Genomic DNA, 22,991 nt, shown 5'->3' on the forward strand with positions numbered 1-22,991 from the left:
GGCACAAGCTGAAAGCGCGGCTCCGATCGAGGATCTAGCGTTCGGGCGGCAGGGGCTCGTCGCCGTCGTCCTGAATGGCGCGCCACCCTGCGCCGTCGAGATCTTTGAACTGCCCCGAGTTCAGCGCCCACAGGAACGCGATGAGCCCCATCCCGCTGAGCACAAGCGCGCAAGGGATGAGCCAGCCGAGCGCACTCATGACGACCTCCTTGCCGGAACCAGGTTGAGCCGTCGGCTTCTCAAGCGCAGCGCGTTGACCGTGACTGCGATCGAGGACAACGACATGGCGAGCGCCGCGATCAGCGGCGTCACGTGGCCGGCAACCGCAAGCGGAACGAACACTATATTATAGCCGATGGCGATGGCAAAATTCTCAAGCGACATGCGCTGGCTGGCGCCGGCGACGCGCATCGTCTCGAGGATCGGCGCCAGCGCCTTGCCCTGGAACACCGCGTCGGCCGCCGTCTGGCTGACGTCCGCGGCCGTGGAGGGCGAGATCGACGCGTTGGCCGCCGCGAGCGCCGGGGCGTCGTTGAGGCCATCACCAACCATCAGCACGTTCCGCCCGCGCGCCTTCAGATGCTCGACGAAGGCGATCTTCCCGTCCGGCTGCACGCCCGCCCGCCACGCGGCGATACCGACCGCCTCGGCCACCTTTGCCACGGCCGGCTGGCGGTCGCCCGAAACCAGGAACACCTCATAGCCCGCGGCCGCGAGCCTGCGCACCACGTCGGCAGCGTCAGGCCGCACGGTATCCTCGAAATCGAGCGCGATCGCCGGTCCCTCGCCGTCCGAGAACCACAACGACCCGGTCTGTCCCCCGCATGCCGCCGCCTCACCCGGGCCCGATGCCTCCGAAACCCAGGCCTCCGAGCCGAGCCGCAACGCCCCGCCGCCGGGGCGCGCCCCGACGAGACCGGACCCCGGCACCTCGCGGACTCCGGCCGCGGCGACGATCGCAACGCCGCGCTCGCGCGCCGCATGGACGACGGCCTTCGAATAGGGATGGCGGCTGGCGACGGCGAGCGATGCCGCGGCCGCGAGCGCCGTCTCCGCGATGTCGTCCCCGTTGCGCAGCACCGGCTCGCCGCGCGTGAGCGTGCCGGTCTTGTCGAACACGACCGTATCGACGTGCGCGAGCCGCTCGAGCCCATCGCCCGCCTTGACGATGACACCCTTGCCGAACAGGCGGCTGGTCGCCGCGACCTGCACGGCCGGGACCGCAAGCGCGAGCGCGCACGGACAGGTGATGATCAGCACCGCGATCGCGTAGGTCAGTGACGTCTCCCAGCCGGCGCCCGCGAGCATCCAGCCGACGAACGTCGAGGCCCCGAGTACGTGAACGACCGGCGCGTAGAGCCGCGCGGCCCGGTCGGCGAGGCGCACGTACTGCCCGCGTCCCTGCTCCGCCGCCTGCATGAGCCGCGCGATTTCCGCGAGCAGCGTGTTGTCGTCCGTCGCCGTCGCCTCGATCGTGATCGGGGCCGCCATATTCACGGTGCCGGCATGCACGAGGCTCCCCGCAGCTGCCACGCGCGGCAGCGTCTCGCCCGTGATCAGGCTCTCGTCGATGTCCGTCGTCCCCGCGACGACCCGCCCGTCGACGGGGATGCGCTCGCCGGCGGCGACCTGAACCCGCATGCCCGGGGCGAGCGCGCGCGCCGGCATCCGCTCCGCGCGGCCGTCCGCACTCACCACCGTCGCCGTGAGCGCCTTGAGCCCGATGAGGTTCTCCGCCGCGCCGCGCGCCTTGAGGCGCACCTGCTCGTCGAGATAGCGCCCGATCAGCAGAAGGAAGGTCAGCATGATCGCGGCGTCGAAATAGACCTGATGGCTGCCGCGGAAGGTCTGGAACAGGCTCATGGCCGTGGCCAGCGTAATGCCGAGCGAGATCGGCACGTCCATGTTGAGCCGGCGTGCCTTGAGCGCCGCGCCCGCCGAGCGGAAGAACGGCTGTCCCGCATACACGATCGACGGCATGGCGATGAGCGCCGAGAGCCAGTGGAAGAGGGATGCGACCGTCTGGTCCATGTCGCTTACGGCCCCGGCCCAGACCGAAACCGAGAGCAGCATGACGTTCGCGGCCGCAAAGCCTGCGACGCCGAGGCGGCGGAGAAGGTCGTCCGCGCGGCGCCGATCGAGCTCGCTCGTCGTCTCGACCGATTCCGCCGCCGGGTAGCCCTCGCGTGCGAGCGCGTCGATGAGGGGCTGCACGCCGGTCTCGGCCTCGTCGTACGTGACGCTCACGCGCCGCGCCGAGAGATTGACACGCGCATCCTTGACGCCCGCCGTGCGCCGCAAGGTCCGCTCGACGGTCGCGATGCAAGCCCCGCAATGCATGCTGTCGACGACCAGCGAGACCGTCTCGCACGACGGCGCGCGCCCGAGCGGGCGAGAGCGATCCGCTGTCGCGAGCGGAGCCGTCAGGGCGCGACCCATAGGCGCCTCCGCACCTGGTAGAGCGGATCGGACGCAGCCTCATCGGCGGCATAGGCGCGCGCCGTGACGATCCAGGCGCCCGTCCCCGGCGCGGTCTCCAACGGCGCCTCGAACACTCCCGGGCCGACCTCGGCAAGGCGCAGGGCGATGTCCGAGACATTGGTGGCGGGGCGGCCGAGCGTCGCTTCGACCCGGAGGCCCGGAGGCACGGTGCCGCCCGCATCCTTGAGCGAGATCCTGAGCCGCGCCGGGTTGGCCAGAAGCTCGACCGTCTCGCTCCAGCCGAGCTGGGCCTGCTTGGCCTCGCGCGCAATGCGTTCGTTGTAAGCGAGGCCGTCCCGATAGGCGTTGGCGTTGTCGACGCCGCCGAACGTCGAGACGGCTTTGTAGATCAGGGTCGCATCCGCGACGACGATGAGACCGAAGAAGACGAGTATCCCCGCGAGCACTTGCCGGCCGGAGAGCCCCCGGCTCGGCCCGGGCGGCATCCTGGACGCCGTCATGGCCCCGGACTCCGGAAGGCCGCGTCGCGGATCACCTGCGCGCCGCTCTCGAGATCCGTCACGACGAAGCTGAGCGGCGTCGAGCCCCCCGAGAGGCCGGCCTTCGCGCCCAGCGGCACGGTGACGTAGACCTTGAGCGCACGGACGGCGTCGGCATCGACGACGATATCGGACTCGGGCCCGTTGCGCGCCTCATGGCCGACGATCGCGACCTCCGTCCCCGCGATGCCGTCGACGCTCACCGAGAACCTCTGCGCCGCGTGGCGCTTGTTGAGGATCTTGAGCGTGTATCCGTTGCGGATCCCGCCGTCGGACAGCTTGACGAACAGGGGATTGCGATCCGCGATCACGCTGACCTCGACGGCGGAGCGCGTCATCCACGCCCAGCCCATGATCCCGAGCACGATCGCGATCAGGGTCGAGTAGAGCACCGTGCGCGGCCTGACGAAGCGCACAGGGCGCCGCTCGCTCGCATCCGTCGCATCGAGATTGCGGAACGTGTCATACGCGATCAGCCCCCTCGGCCGATCGACTTTCCCCATGATATCGTTGCAGGCATCGATGCAGAGGGCGCACTGGATGCATTCGAGCTGGACGCCGTCGCGGATATCGATGCCCATAGGGCACACCGCCACACACGCCTTGCAGTCGACGCAATCGCCGCGATTGTCCCACGTCTGCCCCTTCTTGTGCGGTCCGCGCGGCTCTCCGCGATAGCCCTTGTAGGAGACGATCAGCGAGTCCGCATCGAACATCGCCGCCTGGATGCGCGGCCACGGGCACATGTAGATGCAGACCTGCTCGCGCGCGATGCCGCCCAGGAGATAGGTCGTGAACGCGAAGAGTCCCATGAACACGTAGGCGACGACGGGCGCCTCGCCGGTCAGGAGCTCGCGGGCGAGTGTCGGCGCATCGCGGAAGTAGAAGACGAGCACGCCGCCGGTAGCGAGACCGATCGCTAGCCAGGTGGCGTGGGTCGCCGTCTTCTTCCAGATCTTCTCGAACGTCCAGGACGAGTGGTCGAGACGCATGCGCGCGTTGCGGTCGCCCTGCCAGAACCGCTCGACGGCGATCATGAGATCGGTCCACACCGTCTGCGGGCAGGTATACCCGCACCACATGCGGCCGGCGAGCGACGTGACGAGGAACAGGCCGAGCGCCGACACGATCAGGATGCCGGTGATGAAATAGAGCTCCTGCGGCCAGATCTCGATCGGCCCGAAGTACAGCCGTTGATTGGCGAAATCGAGCAGGAACGCCTGGTCCGGCAGCCCCGGTCCCCGATGCCAGCGGATCCACGGCAGGAGGTAGTAGATGCCGAGCGTCACCGCCATCACTATCCACTTGACCGAACGGAACGTGCCGTGCGCCCGCTTGGGATAGATGGGCTGGCGCGACGCGTAGTAGGACCGCAGCTCCTTCGACGAGACCGCATCCACATCGATGCGCTGAACGCCGGGCGCTGCCTCGCCGGAATGCGCCTCGTGGATGAACTTCGATACGGGCTCCATCGGTGTCACGGGCCGCCTCCGCCGGCTACTTCCTCGACGGTTACTTGCCGCCGCCCAGCGCGTGCACGTAGATTGCAAGCATCTTGATGGTCACGGGATCGAGCTTTCCGTCCCACGCCGGCATCACGCCGCCGCGCCCGGTGCGGATCGTCTCCTCGATATCGGCTTTCGTGCCGCCGAAGAGCCAGATGCCGTCGGTGAGGTTCGGCGCACCCATTTCGCGCATGCCCTTGCCTTCGGGTCCGTGACAGGCGGCGCACTGTTCGTCGAAGATCGCCTTTCCGCGCTCGACGGCAGCCGCATCGCCCGGCGTACCCGAGAGCGACAACACGAAGGTTGCAGCATCCGAGATCTGGGCGGTCGTCAGCACCTGATCGATCCCGAACCGCGGCATGGCGCTCTCGTGGCTGTCCGAGTGGCCCGACCGGATGCCGTTGCGGATCGTCTGCTCGATCTCCTCGAGCGTTCCGCCCCACAGCCAGTCGTCGTCGTTGAGGTTCGGATAGCCCTTGAAGCCCTGGGCGCCACGGCCGTGGCAGGGCGCGCAGTTGTTGGCGAATTGCGCACCGCCGCCCCGCAACGCAAACTCCATGAGACTGGAATCCTTCTCGATCTCGGCCGGCGTGCGCTCGGCAATGGCAGCGAGGTACGTCGCTTGCGACTCCTTGGCGGCTGCCAAGTCCTTTGCCACCTCATTGCGCTGGCTGTAGCCGATCACCCCTCTCGTATAGCCGTCGAGGAACGGCCACGCGGGAAACGCGATCCAGTAGCCGATAGCCCAGACGATGCACGCGTAAAGGACGTACAGCCACCACCTGGGCAGCGGCTTGTTCAGCTCCTTGAGATCGCCATCCCAGACGTGCCCCGTCGTTTCGGTGCCCGTGACGGCGTCGATCTCCTTATGTCCGGCCATTTGGCTGCCCCTCTTCGTCCTCGTCGCGCAGGATGGAGAGCCCTTTGGCCCGTCCTCCGGGTTCGTCGTCGTCGAGCGCGAGCGGAACCCGCGCCGCCGCGTCGAACCTCGCCCTGTTGCCGGGCCGCAGCGCGTAGACGAGCACGCCCGCCATCACCGCTCCGAAAATCACCATGGCAACGATCTGCGAGCAGCCGGCCACGTCCTGGTAGCTCATCGCGCCCTCATCGCAAGTTGGGACCCGCGGCATCGAAAGTCGTGAAATCGACCAGCGTGCCGAGCATCTGCAGGTAGGCGATCAGCGCATCCATCTCGGTCAGAGCCCCTTCCGGGTTGCCGTCGAACTTGCGCACCTGCGCCTTGGGGTAGCGCTCGAGCACGGCCTTTCCAGCCTTCGTATCGGGATTGACCTGCCCGGCAAGGTCGGCGCTCGCATTGGCGATCATCTCGTCGGTATAGGGCACGCCCGCGATGCGGAGCGCCTTCATGTCCTCGGCGATGGAGGCGCCGTCGAGCTTGCGCTCGGCAAGGAACGGATACCCCGGCATCACCGACGCCGGCACCACCTCGCGCGGCGCCTTCATATGGTCCACATGCCAGGCGTCGGAGTATTTTCCGCCGACGCGGGCGATATCCGGCCCCGTGCGCTTCGAGCCCCACTGGAACGGGTGATCGTACATGCTCTCCGCGGCGAGGCTGTAATGCCCGTAGCGCTCCACCTCGTCACGCAGCGAGCGGATCATCTGGCTGTGACAGTTGTAGCACCCCTCTCGGATGTAGATGTTGCGGCCGGCAAGCTCGAGCGGCGAGTAGGGCCGCATGCCTTGCACCTTCTCGATGGTCGAGCTGAGGAAGAACAGCGGCGTGATCTGCACCAGACCGCCGATGGAGACGACGATCAGGATGCCGATGAGCAGCACCAAGGAGTTCTTCTCGAAGAACGCGTGCGAAAGTCTCATGTGTCCGTTCTCCGTCACTCGGCCGGGGCTGCGAGCGGCGCCCCGCGCAGCTCGGGTGCCGCTGCGACGCGCGGCTGGTCCTTGATGTCCACCGGCTTGTCGCCGCGCACGGTTTTCCAGGTGTTCCAGGCCATCAGCAGCGAGCCGATCACGAACAGGAGCCCGCCGACGGCGCGTATGACGTAAGGCCAGTGCATTGCCTCGACCGTCTCGACGAACGAGTAGGTGAGGAAGCCCTGCGCATCGGTGGCGCGCCACATGAGGCCCTGCGTGATGCCCGACACCCACATCGACGTGATGTAGAGCACGATGCCGATCGTCGCGATCCAGAAATGCCACTCGACGAGGCGCAGCGAATAAAGCCCCTCGCGCTTCCACAGCCACGGAAGCATGCAGTAGATGGCGCCGAACGACACCATGCCGACCCAGCCCAGCGCACCCGAATGCACGTGTCCGATGGTCCAGTCCGTATAGTGGCTGAGCGAGTTCACCGCCTTGATGGACATGAGCGGCCCTTCGAAGGTCGACATGCCGTAGAACGCCACCGACACCACGAGGAGGCGCACGACGGGGTCCGTGCGCAGGCGGTCCCAGGCGCCGGACAGCGTCATGAGGCCGTTGATCATGCCGCCCCAGGACGGCATCCACAGCATGATCGAGAACGTCATGCCGAGCGTTTGCGCCCAGTCGGGCAGGGCCGTGTAGTGCAGATGGTGCGGACCCGCCCAGATATAGAGGAAGATGAGGCTCCAGAAGTGGATGATGGAGAGACGATACGAATAGACCGGCCGCTCCACCCGCTTCGGAATGAAATAGTACATGATGCCGAGGAAGCCCGCGGTCAGGAAGAAGCCCACCGCGTTATGTCCGTACCACCACTGCGTCATCGCGTCCTGGACGCCCGAGAACAGCACGTAGCTCTTCGAGCCGAGGAACGACACCGGCACGGCCAGGTTGTTGACGATGTGCAGCATCGCGATGGTGACGATGAACGCCAGATAGAACCAGTTCGCGACGTAGATGTGCGGCTCCTTGCGCTTCCACAGCGTGCCGAGAAACACCAGCAGGTAGGCAACCCACACGATCGTGAGCCAGATGTCGACGTACCATTCCGGCTCCGCATACTCCTTGCTCTGGGTGGCGCCCAGCACGTAGCCGGTTGCGGCGAGCACGATGAACACCTGATAGCCGTAAACCACGAACCAGGGCGTCCAGTAGCCGGCGAGGCGGGCACGGCACGTGCGCTGCACGACGTAGAGCGAAGTCGCGATCAGCACGTTGCCGCCGAACGCGAAAATGACCGCTGAGGTATGAAGCGGCCGGAGCCGGCCGAAGTTCGTCCACGGCAGATTGAAATTGAGATCCGGGAAGGCGAGCTGCCAGGCGATGATGTCGCCGACGAGGAACCCGACGACGCCCCAGCATACCGCGGCAATGGTCGCGAACTTGATCGGCCCGTCCATGTACTGCGCCTGCTCGGCAACGCCGCCCTGGCGGGGGTTCGAGAGGACGTAGAGGCCGCCTCCCACGCACGCAGCGAGAATGAGCAGGCCGTGAAAACGGATGGCCTCGTCGAGCCCCGCGAACGCCAGCAGCCCGCCGACCGACACGCCGATCGCCGCGGCCAACAGCGCTCCGGCGCCCGAGACCGCGATTACCTCTTCGCTGGTTGCTTTCATTGCCCCTCGCCCGTCGCAAAATGCGGAAAAATAATTCAGCGACACTGTGCGTAGTGCCGCCGGCAATCCTTGATCAAGATCAATCTGCCACGAAACGGACGGCGTTAGGAAGAGTTTGACGACGCCAGCGCATCCAATCGACGAGCGAGCCTGGAACGATCCATGCGCCCCATCACCCTCAAGACGTTGGCTCAGCGTTATGCCGCGCCCGTGCCACGCTACACGAGCTACCCAACCGCGCCGCACTTCACCACCGCGATCGGCCCGCGCGATACCGAAGCATGGATCAGCGGGCTTCCCGCCGACGCCCCGATCTCACTCTATTTCCACATTCCGTTCTGTCGCTCGCTGTGTTGGTACTGCGGGTGCGCGACCACCGTCGTCAACAGCCCCCAGCCGGTGTCCGCGTACCTGGAAACCTTGTGCGAGGAGATGGCGCACGTCGCCGCACTCGTTCCCGCCTCCAACCGGGTCACGCATCTGCATTGGGGCGGCGGCTCACCCAACGCACTCTCGGCCGGTGAGATCGCGGTCCTTGCGGAGCGCACGCGCGACGCGTTCAACATCGACGCAACCAGCGAGTTCGCGGTCGAGATCGATCCGCGGTTCATGGACCAGGAGCGCGTGAAGGCCTTCCTCGGGGCGGGCGTCAACCGCGTTTCCATCGGCGTCCAGGATTTCGATCCGGCCGTGCAGCGCGCCATCAACCGGCACCAGTCCTACGAGTTGACGGCCGATGTCGCAGCCCGCCTGCGCGACGCGGGGCTTACCTCCCTGAACGTCGACCTCGTCTACGGCCTTCCCGGCCAGACCCAGGCAAGCGTGGAGCGCACGGTCGATCAGGTTCTGACCCTCGATCCCGATCGCATCGCCGTCTTTGGTTATGCTCATTTGCCTGATAAGATGCGCCATCAGCGCCTGATCGACACCAACGCGCTCGCGGGCCCCGTCGACCGGCTCGGCCAGGCCAATCGCATCGCCCGCCGGATCCTGGCGCACGGCTATGTGCGCATCGGCCTCGATCATTTCGCGAAGCCAGATGATCCCATCGCCGTCGGCCCGGTCAATCGCAACTTCCAGGGCTACACGACCGACACGGCCGCCGCCCTGATCGGGCTCGGCGCCTCGTCCATAAGCCGCTTTCCCCAGGGCTATACGCAGAACGCCGTCCGCGTCCCCGACTATCAGGAGCGCGTCGCCAAGCAGCGCCTCGGCACGGCGCGCGGCCTCGCCTTCTCCGGCGACGACCGTATCCGCGCCCACGTCATCGAGCGCCTGATGTGCGATCTCACGTTCTCGGAGAGGGACCTACGCGCACGCTTCGGCGCGGCCGCCGAGCCGCTGATCGAGGAAGGCGCCCTCGTCCTCGAAGCGGACCACGACGGCATCACGGAGCCGACGGACGACGGGTTCCGCATCACCGAGCACGGCCGCGCGTTCGTGCGCAGCGTCTGCGCCTGCTTCGACATCTATCTCGACCAATCGACCGCCCGCCACGCCGCCGGCGTATGACCCGCGGGCGAAACCAGGATACGCGGATCTGACGGCCAACCGGCTTCAACCTCTAAAATTTCGACGCCGTTCGCATCTCCCGCTTCCCGCAGTTTGGACCCTTGCCGTCCGGGTCCGCTCGTGCGATGCCCGCAATCGCCTCACCCACGGAACCGTTTCCTGTGGGAGAGCCGCCGCCGGCTGCCAGAAACATTCTTGCCCTTGCCGTCTCCCCTCGCCTAGGGTCCGCTCCGCCCCGGAGCCAGGGCGCGCCGTCAGCATCCACCCCGGCCTCAACACCGCAGCAAAGGACCGGACGCTGTTTCATTCGACGAGATGACGGCGCCTGCGCCGCCAGCCGTCCTCGCGACCGAATGGTCCAGCCGGAGATCGGAGCATGGAGATTGCAGTTCGCGAGCTTGCTGAAACCGCTCGCAACCTTCGGGTTCCGATCCATTTCGCCATAAGCGACACGAAGGCGCGATATCGGAGAAGCGCCCTCGGCCCGCTTTGGCTTACGCTTGGAACCGCCATCGGCGTCGCCGGACTGGGCTTCGTATGGAGCGAGCTTTTCAAACTCGAAAAATCACATGTCCTTCCGCCGCTGACCATCGGCCTCGTGACCTGGCAGCTCATCGCCGGCTGCCTAACCGAGGCACCGGCGGTTTTCTACCGGCAGGAATCGCTGATCAAAAACCAGCGGATTCCCACATTCTCCCTCAGCCTTCAGCTCGTCCTCCGTCAGGTCGTCAATTTCGCGCACAATTCAATCGTGATCCTGGCCATTGTCGCGTTCTATGAGCCGGCAGGCCTTCTTTACCTTCCGCTCGCGCTACTCGGAGCCGTTCTGGTCGCCCTGACGCTCTGGGGACTTGCGCAAGCGGTGGGCTACCTCGGAGCCCGATACCGCGATATCGAGCCGCTCGTGATCTCCTTCCTCCCGATCCTGTTCTTCCTTAGTCCCGTCCTCTATACGCCGCAGCAAATCGGCGCCCGATCGAGCATCATTCTTTTTAATCCGGCCGCTTACTGGATCAGCGTCATCCGCGATCCCCTGCTTGGAAAGATTCCGCCGTTGAGCACGTATGTCTGGGTCGCGCTGATAGCGGCCGCCATCTGGCTCATCGCCCTCCAGGCCACACAGATCGGGCGCAGAAAGCTCCCCTATTGGATCTGACGAGCGCATCCCATGGCCTACATTCACTTCGACGCTGTCACCATCGACTATCCCATCCTGAATGCCGGCAGCATGAGCCTGCGCAAGGAGCTGGTCGCAATCAGCACCGGCGGCAAATTCCTTCGCGAGCCGGGCGCCAAGGTGACGGTGCGTGCGCTCGATTCCATATCGTTTCATATCGCCGACGGCGAGCGCGTCGGCATCACGGGGCACAACGGATCCGGAAAAACGACGCTCCTGCGCACCATGGCCGGCATCTTCTACCCGAACGTCGGCACCGTCACGGTCGAGGGACGCATCTCGACATTGTTCCAGCTTGGCGCCGGCATGGATCCGGAGCTGACCGGCTACGACAACATCATCCGCATGGCCATCCTGAACGGCGCGAGCTTCGCCGAGGCGGAGCGCGCGATCCCGGACATCGAATCCTTCACCGAGCTTGGACAGTTCCTTTCGGTACCGGTGCGAACCTATTCGGCCGGCATGATGACGCGGCTGCTGTTTGCGGTCTCGACCGCCATTCACCCGCAGATCCTCCTGATCGACGAGATCATCGGCGCTGGCGACACGAGCTTCCAGGAACGCGCACGCAAGCGCATTACCGCATTCATGGAGCAGGCAAGCATCGTGGTGATCGCCAGCCACTCCGCCGACCTCCTGTCGAGCTTCTGCCGGCGACGGCTGAGGCTCGAGCACGGCAAACTGCTCGAGGAATGACGGGGCCGCAGCCGGGGCGTCTAGTCCTGACCTAAAGGGAAACAGGAAAGTGCGGGTCCTTCACGTCTACAAGACCTATTGGCCCGATACGTTCGGCGGAGTCGAACGGACGATTCACGCCTTGGCCAAAGGGTGCGCCGCCCGCGGCATACGAAGCGACGTCCTCTCGCTCAGCCGCAAGCCCGCCGAGAGCGCGGCCGAGACCGACGGACACCGGGCCGTCAAGGCGAAGCTGAGCCTCGAGCTCGCTTCGACGGGCCTGTCGCTCGACTTCTTCTCCAAGTTTCGCCGGCTCGGGGCGGAAGCGGACGTCATCCATTATCACTTCCCCTGGCCGTTGATGGATCTTGCGCATTTCACGATCCCGCGCCGCGCGAGAACCGTCGTGACCTATCACTCCGACATCGTAAAGCAGCGAGTCCTTCTGCGGCTTTACGGCCCCGTGATGCATCGCTTCCTGTCGAGCGTCGATCACATCGTCGCGACGTCGCCGAACTACGCCTCGTCGAGCCCCGTTCTCCGACGCCATGCGCACTCCGTCTCCGTCATTCCCCTGGGCCTGGACGAGAGGGATTACCCCCGCGCGGGCGAAGCGGAGACAGCACGCTGGCGCACGCGCTTTCCGCGCCCGTTCTTCCTGTTCGTCGGGGTCTTGCGATACTACAAGGGCCTCCACGCCCTGATCGATGCGGCCCCGAATATCGAGGCCGATGTCGTCATCGCGGGCAGCGGCCCCCTCGAAGCGCACTTGACGGACCAGGCCCGGCGGATCGGCGCAGGGAATGTGCACCTCGTCGGAGCGGTGCCGGACGAGGCGAAAGCGGCCCTCCTCGATCTCTGCACGGCCTTCGTGTTCCCGTCGCATCTGAGATCGGAGGCCTTCGGCCTCTCGCTGATCGAGGCCGCCATGTTCGGCAAGCCGATGGTGACGTGCGAGATCGGCACCGGCACCTCGTTCGTCAACATCGACCGCAGGACGGGCCTCGTCGTACCACCGGACAACCCCGAGGCGCTCGCAGCCGCGATGCGCGCCTTGCTAAGCGACGGTGATCTCACACGCGACCTCGGCCGCGGCGCCCGTGCCCGCTACGAGAGCGAGCTCACCGCCACCGGCATGGTCGACCGCTACGTCGCTCTCTACGAGGCCCCGCTCCGTCGCGCCCGCATCTGAGCCCGTCGTCCCACGGCCCGGCTTCAGCGTGCCTCACGCAGCCGTCCCGAGCAGCCGCGCCGCAACCATCGTCCCGATCGGCAGGGCCGATGTCGCAGCCGGCGACGGAGCGTTGCAGACATGCAGCATGCGCGGCGTCGACAGAAACAGGAAATCCTCCACCGCCTCCCCGTTCCGAAGAACGGCCTGGGCCCGCACGCCGGCGCGGAAAGGAAGCAGATCGGCAAGCGTCAGGCTCGGACAGTATTTGCGGCACTCCTCGAGATAGGCGGCGCGCGAGAGCGAGCCGCGCAGCTCGCGCAGCACATGCCGCCGGTGCCTCCACACGAGCGTCCAGAAACCGGGAAAGCCGGCAAAGCTCAGCGTGTCGCGCAGGTCGAACGAGAGCTTGGGATAGCCCTCGCGCGCGAACCCGATCACCGCGTTGGGACCGACCGTCACGCTGCCGTCGATCATGCGCGTCAGATGCACGCCGAGGAACGGCAGCGTCGGATCCGGCGCGGGATAGATGAGATGGCGGATGAGGCCGCTCTTCTCTGCCGGAAGCCTGAAGTACTCGCCGCGGAACGGCACGATCCTGAAATCGACCGCGAGACCTGCGAGCCGCGCCATGCGGTCGGACTGAAGCCCCGCACAGACGACGAGCCGGCGCGCCGACCAGCGCCTCTCCCCGGAGCCGATCTCCACCTCGCTGCCCGTCTCCCGGACGAGATCCACGGCGGTATCGAGAACGATCGTGCCCCCGGCCGCCTCCACGCGCCGCGCCATCGTCTCGCAGACCTTGACGAAATCGACGATGCTGGTTTCCGGACTGAGGAGGGCGGCCGTCCCGCGGATCGCAGGTTCGCGCTCGCGAAGCTCCGCCGCGCCCACACGCTCGAGCTTGAGCCCGTTTGCCGTGGCGCGCTCGAAGAGCTCGGCGATCCGCCGTTCCTCGAGCGGGTTCGTCGCCACGATCAGCTTGCCGCACATCTCGAACGGAATGCGATGCTCCGCGCAGAACGCGCGCATGGCAACGGCACCGGCCACGCAATACTTGGCTTTGGCGCTGCCGGGCTTGTAGTAGATGCCGGCGTGGATGACCCCTGAATTGTGCCCGGTCTGGTGCACGCCGACGCGCGCCTCCTTCTCGAGCAGCAGGAGGCTTGCGCCCGGCCGCATCTCGAGAAGCTTCATGGCCGTCGCGAGCCCGACGATCCCGCCGCCGATGACGCAAAAGTCGTATGTCATGGCTGATCCGTGCCGAAGTCTCTCACGCCTGCGCTCTCGCCCGAATGTACGGAAGGACGGCAAGCGGGCGGGCAGTCTCCAAGTCCCGCACGCAAGAATTGGAGCTTGGTAGGCTAGCACGTCCAATAGCTTAAGCGCGAGTGGCGAAGGTGAGACCGCGTCGTCATCCCTGACCGACGGGGGCCGGCCTGCGACGCGCGTGGCTCCGCGAATCATCTCAGTGCACGAAATAATTTCGTGCGCCTCTCTCTTGTAGATATCCGACTCGCATTAAGGCTTTGCACTCTCTCGGCGAGGGCCTTCAATGCCTGGAAAGGCTGCAAAGCACCAGACGCGAACCGGACTGTCGAGCGCCGCCGCGCTACTCAAGTGCGGGATTGTTTGTTGGGCAGTGTCTGCCGGCGGGTGTGCGGTCGGCCCCGATTACATTCGTCCCGATCTTGGCCTCCCCGCAGGCTACCTCCCCGGCAATGAGGCGCCAGCCGTCAAAAACGATGCGCAACGTTTCGTCGAGTCCCACGACGTGCCGGCCCAATGGTGGCTGGTGTACGGCTCCAGCAAGATCAACAACCTGGTCGATATGGCCTTTGCGCAGAACCCCTCTGTCGGCGAGGCCATCGCCGCGTTGGAGCAGGCCAAATGGAACGTTCGCGCTCAGGAAGGAGCCTTTTTTCCGCAGGTCGGCGGAGAGTGGGCCTCAACACGCCAGAAGCTGGCAGCCCCCGAGACCGCGCCGTCGCGATACAAAGGTGAAATCTTCACGCTCCATACGCCGCAGGTGAATGTCGGGTTCGTCCCTGACGTGTGGGGGAAGAACCGCCGCGCCGTCGAAGCTCTGATGTCCGTCGCGGATGCGCAATACTACGAGCTGGAAGCCACCTATCTCACGCTTGCAACGAACGTCGTCCTGGCCGTTATCGAAGAAGCCGCCCTTGCCGATCAGATCGCGGCCACGCGCGACATCGTGAGCATCAACAAGCGCATTTTCGGTGTGCTCGACAAAGAGTTCAAAGCGGGCACGGCATCGGGTCTCGACGTCGCGTCTCAGGAAGCCCAGCTCGCACAGGCGCAAGCGCTCCTGCCGCCCCTCGAAAAGGCCTATGCGCAGCAACGCAATCTGATTGCGGTATTGACCGGGAATTTTCCCGCTGACGCGGATTGGGCTCCGACGAGCCTGAATGATATCCGTCTCGCGCGCACCCTGCCGGTCGTCGTGCCCTCACAGCTCATCGAGCAGCGTCCCGACGTGCGGGGTGCGGAAGCGCAGGTCCACGCCGCAAGCGCGGAGATCGGCGTCGCAACCGCGAACCTTCTGCCGCAGTTCGGCATCAGCGGCCATGTCGGATCCTCGGCGCGGTTGCTGTCAGATCTGTTTACGCCCCAATCTCTCGTGTGGTCGCTGACGGGGAGCGTCATGCAGCCGATCTTCGAGGGCGGCACGCTGCGAGCGCAGAAACACGCCTCTGAGGCCGCCTTCCTCGAGGCGGCATCCGTCTATCACTCAACCGTTCTGACGGCCGTGCAGAACGTGGCCGATGTGCTGCGCGCAATCGAAGCGGACAACAATGCCGTTCGGACCGCGCTCGCCTACGAGAAAGCATCCGAGAAAGCGCTCAACATGGTGGAGACGGAGTTGCGCGCGGGCCAGGTCGCAATCTCCGTTCTGCTTACGTCGCAGCAGAATTACCAGCAGGCGCGGCTTTCCGTCATTCAAGCGCGCGCACTCCTGCTCGCGGATACGGCCGCGCTTTTCCAGGCCCTCGGTGGCGGCTGGTGGGATCGCGAACCGAGCGTTATCGCGGCCGCGGAGTGAGCCGGAGCTTCTCCCTGCCGGAGGCGCGCAGCGTGGGCAGGCGGCCGGTTGCTCGTACAATGACATTAGCATTAGGGCAGGCAATACCGTCCCGGACCTGTACGGAGCATCGTGAATAGCCTACGCTCGGGTCGCTTGACGTGATCACGAGCTGCGGTTTGCCATGGAATGCGATCTGTCGTTGCCGTCGGTTGCCAGGTTCGCACATTTCGCCGCTCACGCTCCAAACATCGCTGTCCGCAAAAGGCCCGGCAGGGCCATCCTCCTGGCCGCAACGTTGGCCATGGGGGGCTGCGGTCAAAGCAACACGTATGTGCCCCCGCCTCCGCCGAAGGTCGACCTCGCCTTTCCGCTGAAGCAGACCGTCGAGCAGTACCTGCTGGCTACCGGCAGCACGGCCGCTGTTAACTCCACCACGCTCGTTGCCCGCGTGCCCGGCTTCCTTCAGGCGATCAACTACAAGGACGGCGACGCGGTCAAAGCCGGCACGGTCTTGTTCGTCATAGAGCAGAAGCCCTACCAGCTCGCGTTCGAGCAGGCCCAGGCGGGACAGGCGAGCGCCGTGGCGTCGACGAAGCAGGCGGAGGCGGACTACGCGCGCCAGTCGGAGCTCGCGGCGCAGAAGATCACGAGCCAGGCAACCCTCGATCAAGCCACCGCCTCCAAGGAATCCGCAGTCGCGAAGCAGAAGCAGGCGGATGTGGACGTCGAGCAGGCCCGGCTCAACCTCGACTACACGGAAATAAAGGCGCCATTCGACGGGATCGTCACGGCGCGAGAGGTCTCTCTCGGCCAGTACGTCGGGGCCGGCTCGGCGACGACGCTGGCCACGATCGTGCAGCTCAACCCGATCTACGTCAATTTTTCGGTCAGCGAAACCGAGGTGCAGCGCATTCGCGCCAACTTCCAGGCGCGCGGCGTCACCGCTGAGGACCTGAAGAAAATTCCCGTCGAGGTCGGCCTGCAGACGGAGACGGGATTTCCGCATCGCGGAACGCTCGACTATGCGACGCCCGGCGTCACCTCGACAACGGGCACATTGCTGGTTCGCGGCATCCTGGAGAATGCCAAGCGCCAGCTTTTGCCTGGCTATTTCGTGCGTGTGCGCGTGCCCCTCGAGAGCCAGCCTGATGCGCTTCTCGTACCGGATCACATCATCGGCAGCGACCAGGGCGGGCGCTACGTGCTCGTTGCCGGCGCCGACGACGTCGTCGCTCAGCGGAAGGTCGAGCTCGGGCAAAAGGTGGGAGACCTGCGTGTCATCACAAAGGGCCTGGAGATCACCGACCGCGTCCTGCTGACCGGCTTGATGAGCGCGGTGGCGGGACAGAAGATCGAGCCGGTAATGCGGGAAATATCCGGCGCCAAGCAAGGCGCGCCGCCATGATCTCGAAATTCTTCATCGAGCGCCCCGTCCTTGCGAACGTGATTGCGATTCTGATGGTCGTCATCGGTGCGGTGGCCGTGTTCCGCCTGCCCGTTGCGCAATACCCCAACGTCGTTCCGCCGACGGTGCAGGTGACCGCCCGCTATCCCGGCGCGAGCGCGCGCACGGTCATCGACACCGTTGCGTTGCCGATCGAACAGCAGGTGAACGGTGTCGAGGGCATGCTCTACATGCAGTCCTTCGCGACGTCGGACGGCACCTACGCCCTCACCGTCACCTTCGCGATCGGCACGGATCTCAACGCGGCGCAGGTTCTCGTGCAGAACCGCGTGTCGTCGGCCATGGCGTCGCTGCCGCAATCCGTGCAGGCGCAGGGCGTGGTGGTTCAGAAGAAGTCGACGGCCATCCTGCAAATCATCACGCTCACCTCGCCGGACGACAGTCTCGACAGCCTTTATCTCAGCAACTACGGCACGATCAAACTGAAGGACGAGCTCGCGCGCCTGCCGGGCGTGGGCAACGTCAACGTCTTCGGCGCCGGTCAGTATTCGATGCGGGTCTGGCTCGACCCCGAGCGCATGCAAGCGCGCAATCTCAACGCGCAGGACGTCATACAGGCGCTGCAACAGCAGAGCGAGCAGGTGACGGCGGGCCAGCTTGGGATGCCTCCCGTGCCGTCGACCCAATCGTTTCAATACACGATCGATGTGGTGAGCCGGTTCGACGAGCCTGCCCAGTTCGCGAACGTCGTCGTCAAAACCGGCGCCAACGGTGATCTCACGCGCCTGCGTGACGTGGGACGGGTCGAGTTGGGTGCGCAGACTTACAGTCAGGTTTTCAATCTCGACGGCAAGCAGGCGGCAGGGCTTGCCATCTTCCAGACGCCCGGGGCCAACGCTCTCGACGTGGCGCAGCGCGTCGCCGACAAGATCCGGACCCTGTCGCGGGAGTTCCCGCAGGGGATGGCCTATTCCATTCCCTTCGATACGACCCTGTTCGTGCAGGCCGCGATATCGGAAGTGTATAGAACGCTGTTCGAGGCCGCGGTTCTGGTCCTGATCGTCATTCTCGTGTTCCTGCAGGACTGGCGCGCGACACTGGTTCCGGCAACCACCGTGCCGGTGACGATTATCGGCGCCTTCGCAGCAATGGCTGCCCTCGGCTTCTCGATCAACCTGTCGACGCTCTTCGCCATTGTGCTGGCCATCGGCATCGTCGTCGACGACGCCATCGTCGTCGTCGAGGGCGCCGCGCACAAGATCGAGAACGGTCTGACGGGCCATGACGCGGCGATCGGGGCCATGAACGAGCTGATGGGGCCGATCATCGGCATTACGCTGGTTCTGATGGCGGTATTTCTACCGGCTTCGTTCCTGCCCGGCCTGACAGGCCAGATGTACGCCCAGTTCGCCCTCGTGATTGCCGCCACCGCCCTCATCAGCGCCATCAACGCCGCGACGCTGAAACCCACGCAATGCGCACTCTGGCTGCGACGACCGGTTCCGCCCGAGAAACGCAATTTCCTCTATCGGGGCTTCAATGCGGTCTACGACCGCGCCGAGCGCGGCTACGGGCGGCTCATCGGGTCCATGGTCCGGCGCAGCGGCGTGATGGCCCTCATTGCGGCCGCGATTGTCGGCGCGGCGATCTATGGAATGTCGCGCGCGCCGACCGGCTTCCTGCCGATCGAAGACCAAGGCTATTTGCTGGCTGCCGTGCAGCTTCCGGATGGCGCAAGCCTCGACCGCACGCAGAAGGCCCTGCAGCAGGTGCAGCAGATCGTCAGCACGGTTGAAGGTGTCGAGCGGGTCATAACGATCGCGGGCATTTCGGTGCTCGACAACAGCGCCTCGCTTGCAAACGGCGGCGTCGCCTACATCATGCTCAAGGACTGGAGCGTGCGCGGCAAGGGGCAAGACCTCGCCTCTCTCTACAAGACGCTGAACGACAAGCTGACCAACCTGAGCGACGGCAACATTCTTGTTCTGCCGCCACCGCCCATCCAGGGCATCGGCAATGCGGGCGGCTTCACGCTTCAGATCGAGCTGCGCGACGGCAGCTTTGATCTTGCGAAGCTCGGAAGCGCGACCAACGCCGTTGTCGCCGCCGCCAGCACGCAATCGGGCATTCAGCGCATTTCGACATCCTTCCGGGCCAGCGCACCGCAGTACAAGGTCACGATCGATCGGGAGAAGGTGCAAGCCCTCCTCCTGACGACCGATCAGGTATTCTCGACGATGGCCGCGTACATGGGCTCGAGCTACGTGAGCCAGTTCAATAAATTCGGGCGCGTGCTCCAGATCTACGTCCAGGGCGATGCGAGCTTTCGCATGAACCCGGAAGATGTCCTTGCCCTCAGAGTTCGTAATCAGAACGGCGACATGATTCCGCTCGGAACGGTTCTCACCATTGAGCCGAGCCTCGGACCATCCTTGATCAGCCTCTACAATCTTTACCCGTCCGCAGCGGTCGTCGGCGTGCCGGCGAAGGGATTCTCATCCGGCGATGCGATCGCGCTCATGGATGAGATCACGACGCACACGCTGCCGAGGGGGGTCGGCTCGTCCTGGACGGCGCTGTCCTATCAGGAAATGCTGGTCGGCGGCCAAATCTACTTCGTCTTCGCGCTGGCGATGCTGCTCGTGTATCTCGTGCTCGCAGGCCAGTACGAGAGCTGGTTCGCGCCGATGACGGTCCTCTTCGCCGTGCCTCTCTCGCTGGTTGGACCTGTTCTGGTCTTCCTGCTCCTGCGCATCGAGATCAATCTGTACGCGCAGATCGGTCTCGTGCTCCTGATCGCGCTCTCCGCCAAGAACGCCATTCTGATCGTCGAAGTCGCCCGCGACTTGCGGAAGGCAGGAAAGCCCGTCATCGATGCCGCCGTCGAGGCGGCACGCGCCCGGTTTCGTCCGATCCTGATGACATCGTTCACGTTTGCGCTTGGCGTTCTACCGCTCGTGCTCGCGGAAGGCGCAGGGGCTTCGGCCCGCAAATCCATCGGCATCACGGTTTTCTCCGGCATGCTCGCGTCCACATGCCTTGCCGTTCTGTTCGTTCCCTCGCTGTTCGTCGTGGTTCAGAAATTTGAAGAATGGCGGAGCGCGAAAAAAGGCGCTTCGAAGATCGAGGCACCTCAGCCGGGATGACGGTCGCGCGATGGACCTCACGCGCTGGATGACGCGGAAAATGGGAAAGAAAAACGAGATTCCCCAGCCATATCATGGCGGTCCCTACGGGAGTCGAACCCGTCTTTTCAGATTGAAAATCTGACGTCCTAACCGATAGACGAAGGGACCTGGCCCGGCGTCGGAGACGTCCGGAGCGGCAGCGACGTATAAGAAGGTTTGCCCCGGGACGCAAGCGGACGGGTCTCAAGGCCGCGCCGGGGCGCGCCATTTTTGCTGTGCCCGCCCAAGGCCTCAGGGGCTGCGCGGATCGGCCGCGTCCTCGATCTGGAGCTCGATCCTGTTGCGCCCGCCCCAGGTGTCGCGCCGGATCTGCCCCGCCACATGCAGCGGCAGCCCCGAGGACGCGCCCATGAGCATGTCGCCGAGCGGCTGCCCCACCGCCCGGAAGGCAACCGCATCGAGCCGCGAGCCGTCACCCGCCTCCAGCACGCAGCGGATGTGCGACGCACCGACCGGCTTGGCGAACTTCACGCGATGCGCCGGAAACGCGAACCGCGGCTGCGGGTTGCCCTGGCCGTAGGGGCCGGCGCGTTCCAGGAGGTCGATGAGCCCGTCGTTCACCGCCGACGGCGTGAGCGCCCCGTCGATGGCGAGCGTGGCCCGCGCCGCAAGCCGCGCCGCCGCATCCGCCAGCGTCGCGGAAAAAAAGCGCGCGAGGTCATCGAGCCGCGCCTTGTCGACGGTCAGCCCCGCGGCCATGGCGTGCCCGCCCCCTTTGATGAGGTGCCCGGCCGCCACCGCCTGGCGCACGGCGGCACCGATATCGATGCCGGCGACCGACCGCAGCGACGCCGTGCCGGCCAGGACGCCGCCCGCGGCCTCCCGGTCCCACGAAATGACGCACGACGGCCGCTTGAACCGCTCTGTGAGGCGGCTCGCGATGAGGCCGACCACGCCGCGGTGCCAGTCGGGCGAGCCGACCATGAGCACGCTCGTATCCGGCGCCTCGCCGAGCGTCCGGTCGGCGATGGCCACGGCCTCCTCGAGCGCCGCCTGCTCGATCTCCTTGCGCTCCTTGTTGAGGCGATCGAGCAGCACGGCGATGCGCACCGCCTCGCCCTCGTCCTCGGTCGAGAGCAGCTTCGCTCCCAGCGCCGCGTCCCCGATGCGCCCGCCCGCGTTGATGCGCGGGCCCAGAATGAAGCCCAGATGATAGGCATTCGCCGGCTCGGCGAGGCCGGCCGCATCCTGCAGCGCCCGCAGGCCGACGTTCTCCCGCCCGCGCATGACCTGCAGCCCTTTCGTCACGTAGGCGCGGTTGAGGCCCTTGAGCGGAACCACGTCCGCAACGGTGGCGAGCGCCACGAGATCGAGATCGCCGATCAACTGCGGCTCGGACACGCCGGCTCCGTAGAAGCCGCGCCGGCGCAGTTCGCGCGCGGTCGCGACCAGCACGAGGAACGTCACGCCCGCCGCGCAGAGATACCCCTGCCCCGAGATGTCGTCGAGGCGGTTGGGATTGACGAGCGCATGCACGTCCGGCAGCACCTCGTCAGCCTGGTGGTGATCGACGACCACCACGTCCACTCCACGCCTGCGCACACTCCCGAGCACGTCGATGCTCGTCGTGCCGCAGTCGACCGTGACGAGCAGCTTCGCGCCTTCGGCCACGAGCTGGTCGATGGCCGCCGCGTTCGGGCCGTATCCCTCCGTCAGCCGATCCGGGATATAGATCCGGCTCGGCACGCCGTGATGGGCGAGGAAGCGCGCAAGGAGCGCGGACGAGCAGGCCCCGTCCACGTCGTAGTCGCCGAAGATTGCCGTGCGCTCGCGCCGCTCGACGGCATCCGCGAGCCGCCGCGCGGCCGTGTCCATGCCCGTGAGCGTCGACGGGTCCGGCATCAACGCCCTGAGCGTCGGATCGAGAAAGACGGGGACCTGATCGAGCCCGATCCCTCGGGCGGCCAGCACGCGCCCCAGGAGCTCGGGCAGCCCATGCTGCTGGCTGATGGCGATGGCCTCGTTGAGGCGGCCCGGCTGCAGCATCTCGCACCAGCGGTAGCCCTTCGCGGAGCGCATCACGCCGAGAAACGCCCCGTCGTCCGATATTGACGCCGGAGCGCGCACCTTCCTGAGTGCCGTCATGTCCGCGTTGCCCCCGCCTGATTCGCTAAACGGTAAGCGTTTCAGGAGATGGCGGCAGGAGCGACTCCCGCAGCCGCTTGTCCACAAGTTGCAGAGGCTTGTCGACACACGGTACCTGTGGCAGGGGTGCGGAGCAGACACAGAAAGAGGCGCCAATGGACCCCAAGAACCTGCTCATCCTGCTGCTGCTGATCGCCGTCGCCGTTCTCGGCTATCTCTATTACGACAGCCAGCGGACCCAGGTGCGCATCGACGTGCCGGGTTTCAAGCTGGAAGCGAAGTAGCGGAAAGACACCAGCTTCGATACACGTGCGTCGGAAGCACGGAAGCTGGCCGAGACGGCCGTCTGCGCGGCCGTGACGGAATGCGTAGCCGAAATCGCGCGACGACGCGGATGGAACGCCGGCGCTGGCCCTAAAGTGTTTTCAAGCGAAGTGGACACCACTTCGCGTTAAGAAAACGCGTCAAACCAAAAACATAGAGTCTCGCCTCTGAGTCTATCAGAGGCGAACAGTCTCTAGAGAGTTTTCGTTTCAGATGGAAACAGCGGTTCGACATGCGCAAGCCCGTCTGGGCTCCGGCCTTCGCCGGAGTGACGTTGAGTTTGCGTAGCCCGCCTGCATACAAATGACGTCATCCCGGCATCATGGCGGAGCCATGCTCCGCATGGACGGCCGGGATCCAGACACGCCAATTGCTCGCATGACCATGTTTCCACCTAAGTCGGA

18 protein-coding genes and 1 tRNA gene are annotated in these 22,991 nt (G+C 65.6%); 8 read left to right on the forward strand and 11 right to left on the reverse strand.

Annotated features, from left to right (window positions below; translation table 11 throughout):
- Positions 1–34: 34 nt before the first annotated feature.
- Genes ccoS through ccoN form a run of 8 tightly spaced genes read right to left on the reverse strand, consistent with a single transcriptional unit; the run spans position 35 to position 8,004 of the window.
- Positions 35–199, reverse strand: a complete 165-nt coding sequence (gene ccoS / locus V7082_RS08555; protein WP_334147672.1) for a cbb3-type cytochrome oxidase assembly protein CcoS — start codon at positions 197–199, stop codon at positions 35–37.
- A complete protein-coding gene (locus V7082_RS08560; protein WP_334147673.1) occupies positions 196–2,439 on the reverse strand; it encodes a heavy metal translocating P-type ATPase in 2,244 nt (747 codons plus the stop codon). The genes ccoS and V7082_RS08560 overlap by 4 nt, the downstream gene beginning before the upstream one ends.
- A complete protein-coding gene (locus V7082_RS08565) occupies positions 2,424–2,942 on the reverse strand; it encodes a FixH family protein (protein ID WP_334147674.1) in 519 nt (172 codons plus the stop codon). Before V7082_RS08565 ends, V7082_RS08560 begins: the two co-directional genes overlap by 16 nt.
- Positions 2,939–4,453, reverse strand: a complete 1,515-nt coding sequence (gene ccoG / locus V7082_RS08570; protein WP_334147704.1) for a cytochrome c oxidase accessory protein CcoG — start codon at positions 4,451–4,453, stop codon at positions 2,939–2,941. The genes V7082_RS08565 and ccoG overlap by 4 nt, the downstream gene beginning before the upstream one ends.
- A gap of 40 nt (positions 4,454–4,493) precedes the next feature.
- On the reverse strand, positions 4,494–5,366 hold the full coding sequence (gene ccoP / locus V7082_RS08575; RefSeq protein ID WP_334147675.1) for a cytochrome-c oxidase, cbb3-type subunit III: 873 nt from the start codon (positions 5,364–5,366) through the stop codon (positions 4,494–4,496).
- A complete protein-coding gene (locus tag V7082_RS08580) occupies positions 5,353–5,583 on the reverse strand; it encodes a cbb3-type cytochrome c oxidase subunit 3 (protein WP_334147676.1) in 231 nt (76 codons plus the stop codon). Before V7082_RS08580 ends, ccoP begins: the two co-directional genes overlap by 14 nt.
- A 7-nt stretch (positions 5,584–5,590) precedes the next feature.
- Positions 5,591–6,325, reverse strand: a complete 735-nt coding sequence (ccoO, locus tag V7082_RS08585) for a cytochrome-c oxidase, cbb3-type subunit II (RefSeq protein ID WP_334147677.1) — start codon at positions 6,323–6,325, stop codon at positions 5,591–5,593.
- Positions 6,326–6,339: 14 nt separating this feature from the next.
- Complete coding sequence (gene ccoN / locus V7082_RS08590; protein WP_334147678.1) at positions 6,340–8,004, reverse strand: cytochrome-c oxidase, cbb3-type subunit I; 1,665 nt, start codon at positions 8,002–8,004, stop codon at positions 6,340–6,342.
- Between the two features lie 162 nt (positions 8,005–8,166).
- Here ccoN and hemN point away from each other — a divergent pair, with 162 nt between their 5' ends.
- From hemN to V7082_RS08610, 4 genes are all read left to right on the forward strand, one after another.
- A complete protein-coding gene (gene hemN / locus V7082_RS08595) occupies positions 8,167–9,516 on the forward strand; it encodes an oxygen-independent coproporphyrinogen III oxidase (RefSeq protein WP_334147679.1) in 1,350 nt (449 codons plus the stop codon).
- Between the two features lie 376 nt (positions 9,517–9,892).
- Complete coding sequence (locus V7082_RS08600; RefSeq protein ID WP_334147680.1) at positions 9,893–10,672, forward strand: ABC transporter permease; 780 nt, start codon at positions 9,893–9,895, stop codon at positions 10,670–10,672.
- 12 nt (positions 10,673–10,684) lie between these two features.
- A complete protein-coding gene (locus V7082_RS08605; protein WP_334147681.1) occupies positions 10,685–11,389 on the forward strand; it encodes an ABC transporter ATP-binding protein in 705 nt (234 codons plus the stop codon).
- A 49-nt stretch (positions 11,390–11,438) separates the two neighbouring features.
- Positions 11,439–12,560: a glycosyltransferase gene (locus V7082_RS08610; protein WP_334147682.1), complete on the forward strand. Its 1,122-nt coding sequence runs from the start codon at positions 11,439–11,441 to the stop codon at positions 12,558–12,560.
- Positions 12,561–12,593: 33 nt separating this feature from the next.
- On the opposite strand, the gene lhgO is transcribed toward V7082_RS08610, so the two are convergent.
- Entirely contained in the window at positions 12,594–13,790 is a 1,197-nt protein-coding gene (gene lhgO, locus V7082_RS08615) for an L-2-hydroxyglutarate oxidase (RefSeq protein WP_334147683.1), read from the reverse strand.
- Between the two features lie 304 nt (positions 13,791–14,094).
- Here lhgO and V7082_RS08620 point away from each other — a divergent pair, with 304 nt between their 5' ends.
- From V7082_RS08620 to V7082_RS08630, 3 genes are all read left to right on the forward strand, one after another.
- Positions 14,095–15,603, forward strand: coding sequence for an efflux transporter outer membrane subunit (locus tag V7082_RS08620; protein WP_334147684.1), 1,509 nt, complete (start codon positions 14,095–14,097; stop codon positions 15,601–15,603).
- A gap of 283 nt (positions 15,604–15,886) precedes the next feature.
- Entirely contained in the window at positions 15,887–16,990 is a 1,104-nt protein-coding gene (locus tag V7082_RS08625; protein WP_334147685.1) for an efflux RND transporter periplasmic adaptor subunit, read from the forward strand.
- Positions 16,987–20,136, forward strand: a complete 3,150-nt coding sequence (locus tag V7082_RS08630) for an efflux RND transporter permease subunit (RefSeq protein WP_334147688.1) — start codon at positions 16,987–16,989, stop codon at positions 20,134–20,136. Before V7082_RS08625 ends, V7082_RS08630 begins: the two co-directional genes overlap by 4 nt.
- A gap of 75 nt (positions 20,137–20,211) precedes the next feature.
- On the opposite strand, the gene V7082_RS08635 is transcribed toward V7082_RS08630, so the two are convergent.
- A tRNA-Glu gene (locus V7082_RS08635) sits at positions 20,212–20,286 on the reverse strand.
- A gap of 123 nt (positions 20,287–20,409) precedes the next feature.
- Entirely contained in the window at positions 20,410–22,263 is a 1,854-nt protein-coding gene (gene recJ / locus V7082_RS08640; protein WP_334147690.1) for a single-stranded-DNA-specific exonuclease RecJ, read from the reverse strand.
- 155 nt (positions 22,264–22,418) lie between these two features.
- On the opposite strand from recJ, the gene V7082_RS08645 reads away from it, so the two are divergent.
- Positions 22,419–22,547 carry a hypothetical protein gene (locus tag V7082_RS08645; protein WP_334147691.1) on the forward strand — a complete coding sequence of 43 codons (129 nt, stop codon included), beginning with the start codon at positions 22,419–22,421 and terminating at the stop codon, positions 22,545–22,547.
- Positions 22,548–22,991: the final 444 nt, after the last annotated feature.

The sequence above is a fragment of the Hyphomicrobium sp. genome (genome assembly GCF_036833075.1).
In the GTDB taxonomy this organism is placed as follows: domain Bacteria; phylum Pseudomonadota; class Alphaproteobacteria; order Rhizobiales; family Hyphomicrobiaceae; genus Hyphomicrobium_C.

Excerpts from the sequence above, each read along its gene's own strand:
- hemN (WP_334147679.1), top strand. The coding sequence starts at position 8,167 with ATGCGCCCCATCACCCTCAAGACGTTGGCTCAGCGTTATGCCGCGCCC.
- V7082_RS08605 (WP_334147681.1), top strand. The coding sequence starts at position 10,685 with ATGGCCTACATTCACTTCGACGCTGTCACCATCGACTATCCCATCCTG.
- V7082_RS08630 (WP_334147688.1), top strand. The coding sequence starts at position 16,987 with ATGATCTCGAAATTCTTCATCGAGCGCCCCGTCCTTGCGAACGTGATT.
- ccoO (WP_334147677.1), bottom strand. The coding sequence starts at position 6,325 with ATGAGACTTTCGCACGCGTTCTTCGAGAAGAACTCCTTGGTGCTGCTC.
- V7082_RS08565 (WP_334147674.1), bottom strand. The coding sequence starts at position 2,942 with ATGACGGCGTCCAGGATGCCGCCCGGGCCGAGCCGGGGGCTCTCCGGC.
- ccoN (WP_334147678.1), bottom strand. The coding sequence starts at position 8,004 with ATGAAAGCAACCAGCGAAGAGGTAATCGCGGTCTCGGGCGCCGGAGCG.
- lhgO (WP_334147683.1), bottom strand. The coding sequence starts at position 13,790 with ATGACATACGACTTTTGCGTCATCGGCGGCGGGATCGTCGGGCTCGCG.
- V7082_RS08560 (WP_334147673.1), bottom strand. The coding sequence starts at position 2,439 with ATGGGTCGCGCCCTGACGGCTCCGCTCGCGACAGCGGATCGCTCTCGC.
- V7082_RS08580 (WP_334147676.1), bottom strand. The coding sequence starts at position 5,583 with ATGAGCTACCAGGACGTGGCCGGCTGCTCGCAGATCGTTGCCATGGTG.
- ccoP (WP_334147675.1), bottom strand. The coding sequence starts at position 5,366 with ATGGCCGGACATAAGGAGATCGACGCCGTCACGGGCACCGAAACGACG.
- ccoG (WP_334147704.1), bottom strand. The coding sequence starts at position 4,453 with ATGGAGCCCGTATCGAAGTTCATCCACGAGGCGCATTCCGGCGAGGCA.
- V7082_RS08645 (WP_334147691.1), top strand. The coding sequence starts at position 22,419 with ATGGACCCCAAGAACCTGCTCATCCTGCTGCTGCTGATCGCCGTCGCC.
- V7082_RS08620 (WP_334147684.1), top strand. The coding sequence starts at position 14,095 with ATGCCTGGAAAGGCTGCAAAGCACCAGACGCGAACCGGACTGTCGAGC.
- V7082_RS08600 (WP_334147680.1), top strand. The coding sequence starts at position 9,893 with ATGGAGATTGCAGTTCGCGAGCTTGCTGAAACCGCTCGCAACCTTCGG.
- V7082_RS08625 (WP_334147685.1), top strand. The coding sequence starts at position 15,887 with ATGGGGGGCTGCGGTCAAAGCAACACGTATGTGCCCCCGCCTCCGCCG.
- ccoS (WP_334147672.1), bottom strand. The coding sequence starts at position 199 with ATGAGTGCGCTCGGCTGGCTCATCCCTTGCGCGCTTGTGCTCAGCGGG.
- recJ (WP_334147690.1), bottom strand. The coding sequence starts at position 22,263 with ATGACGGCACTCAGGAAGGTGCGCGCTCCGGCGTCAATATCGGACGAC.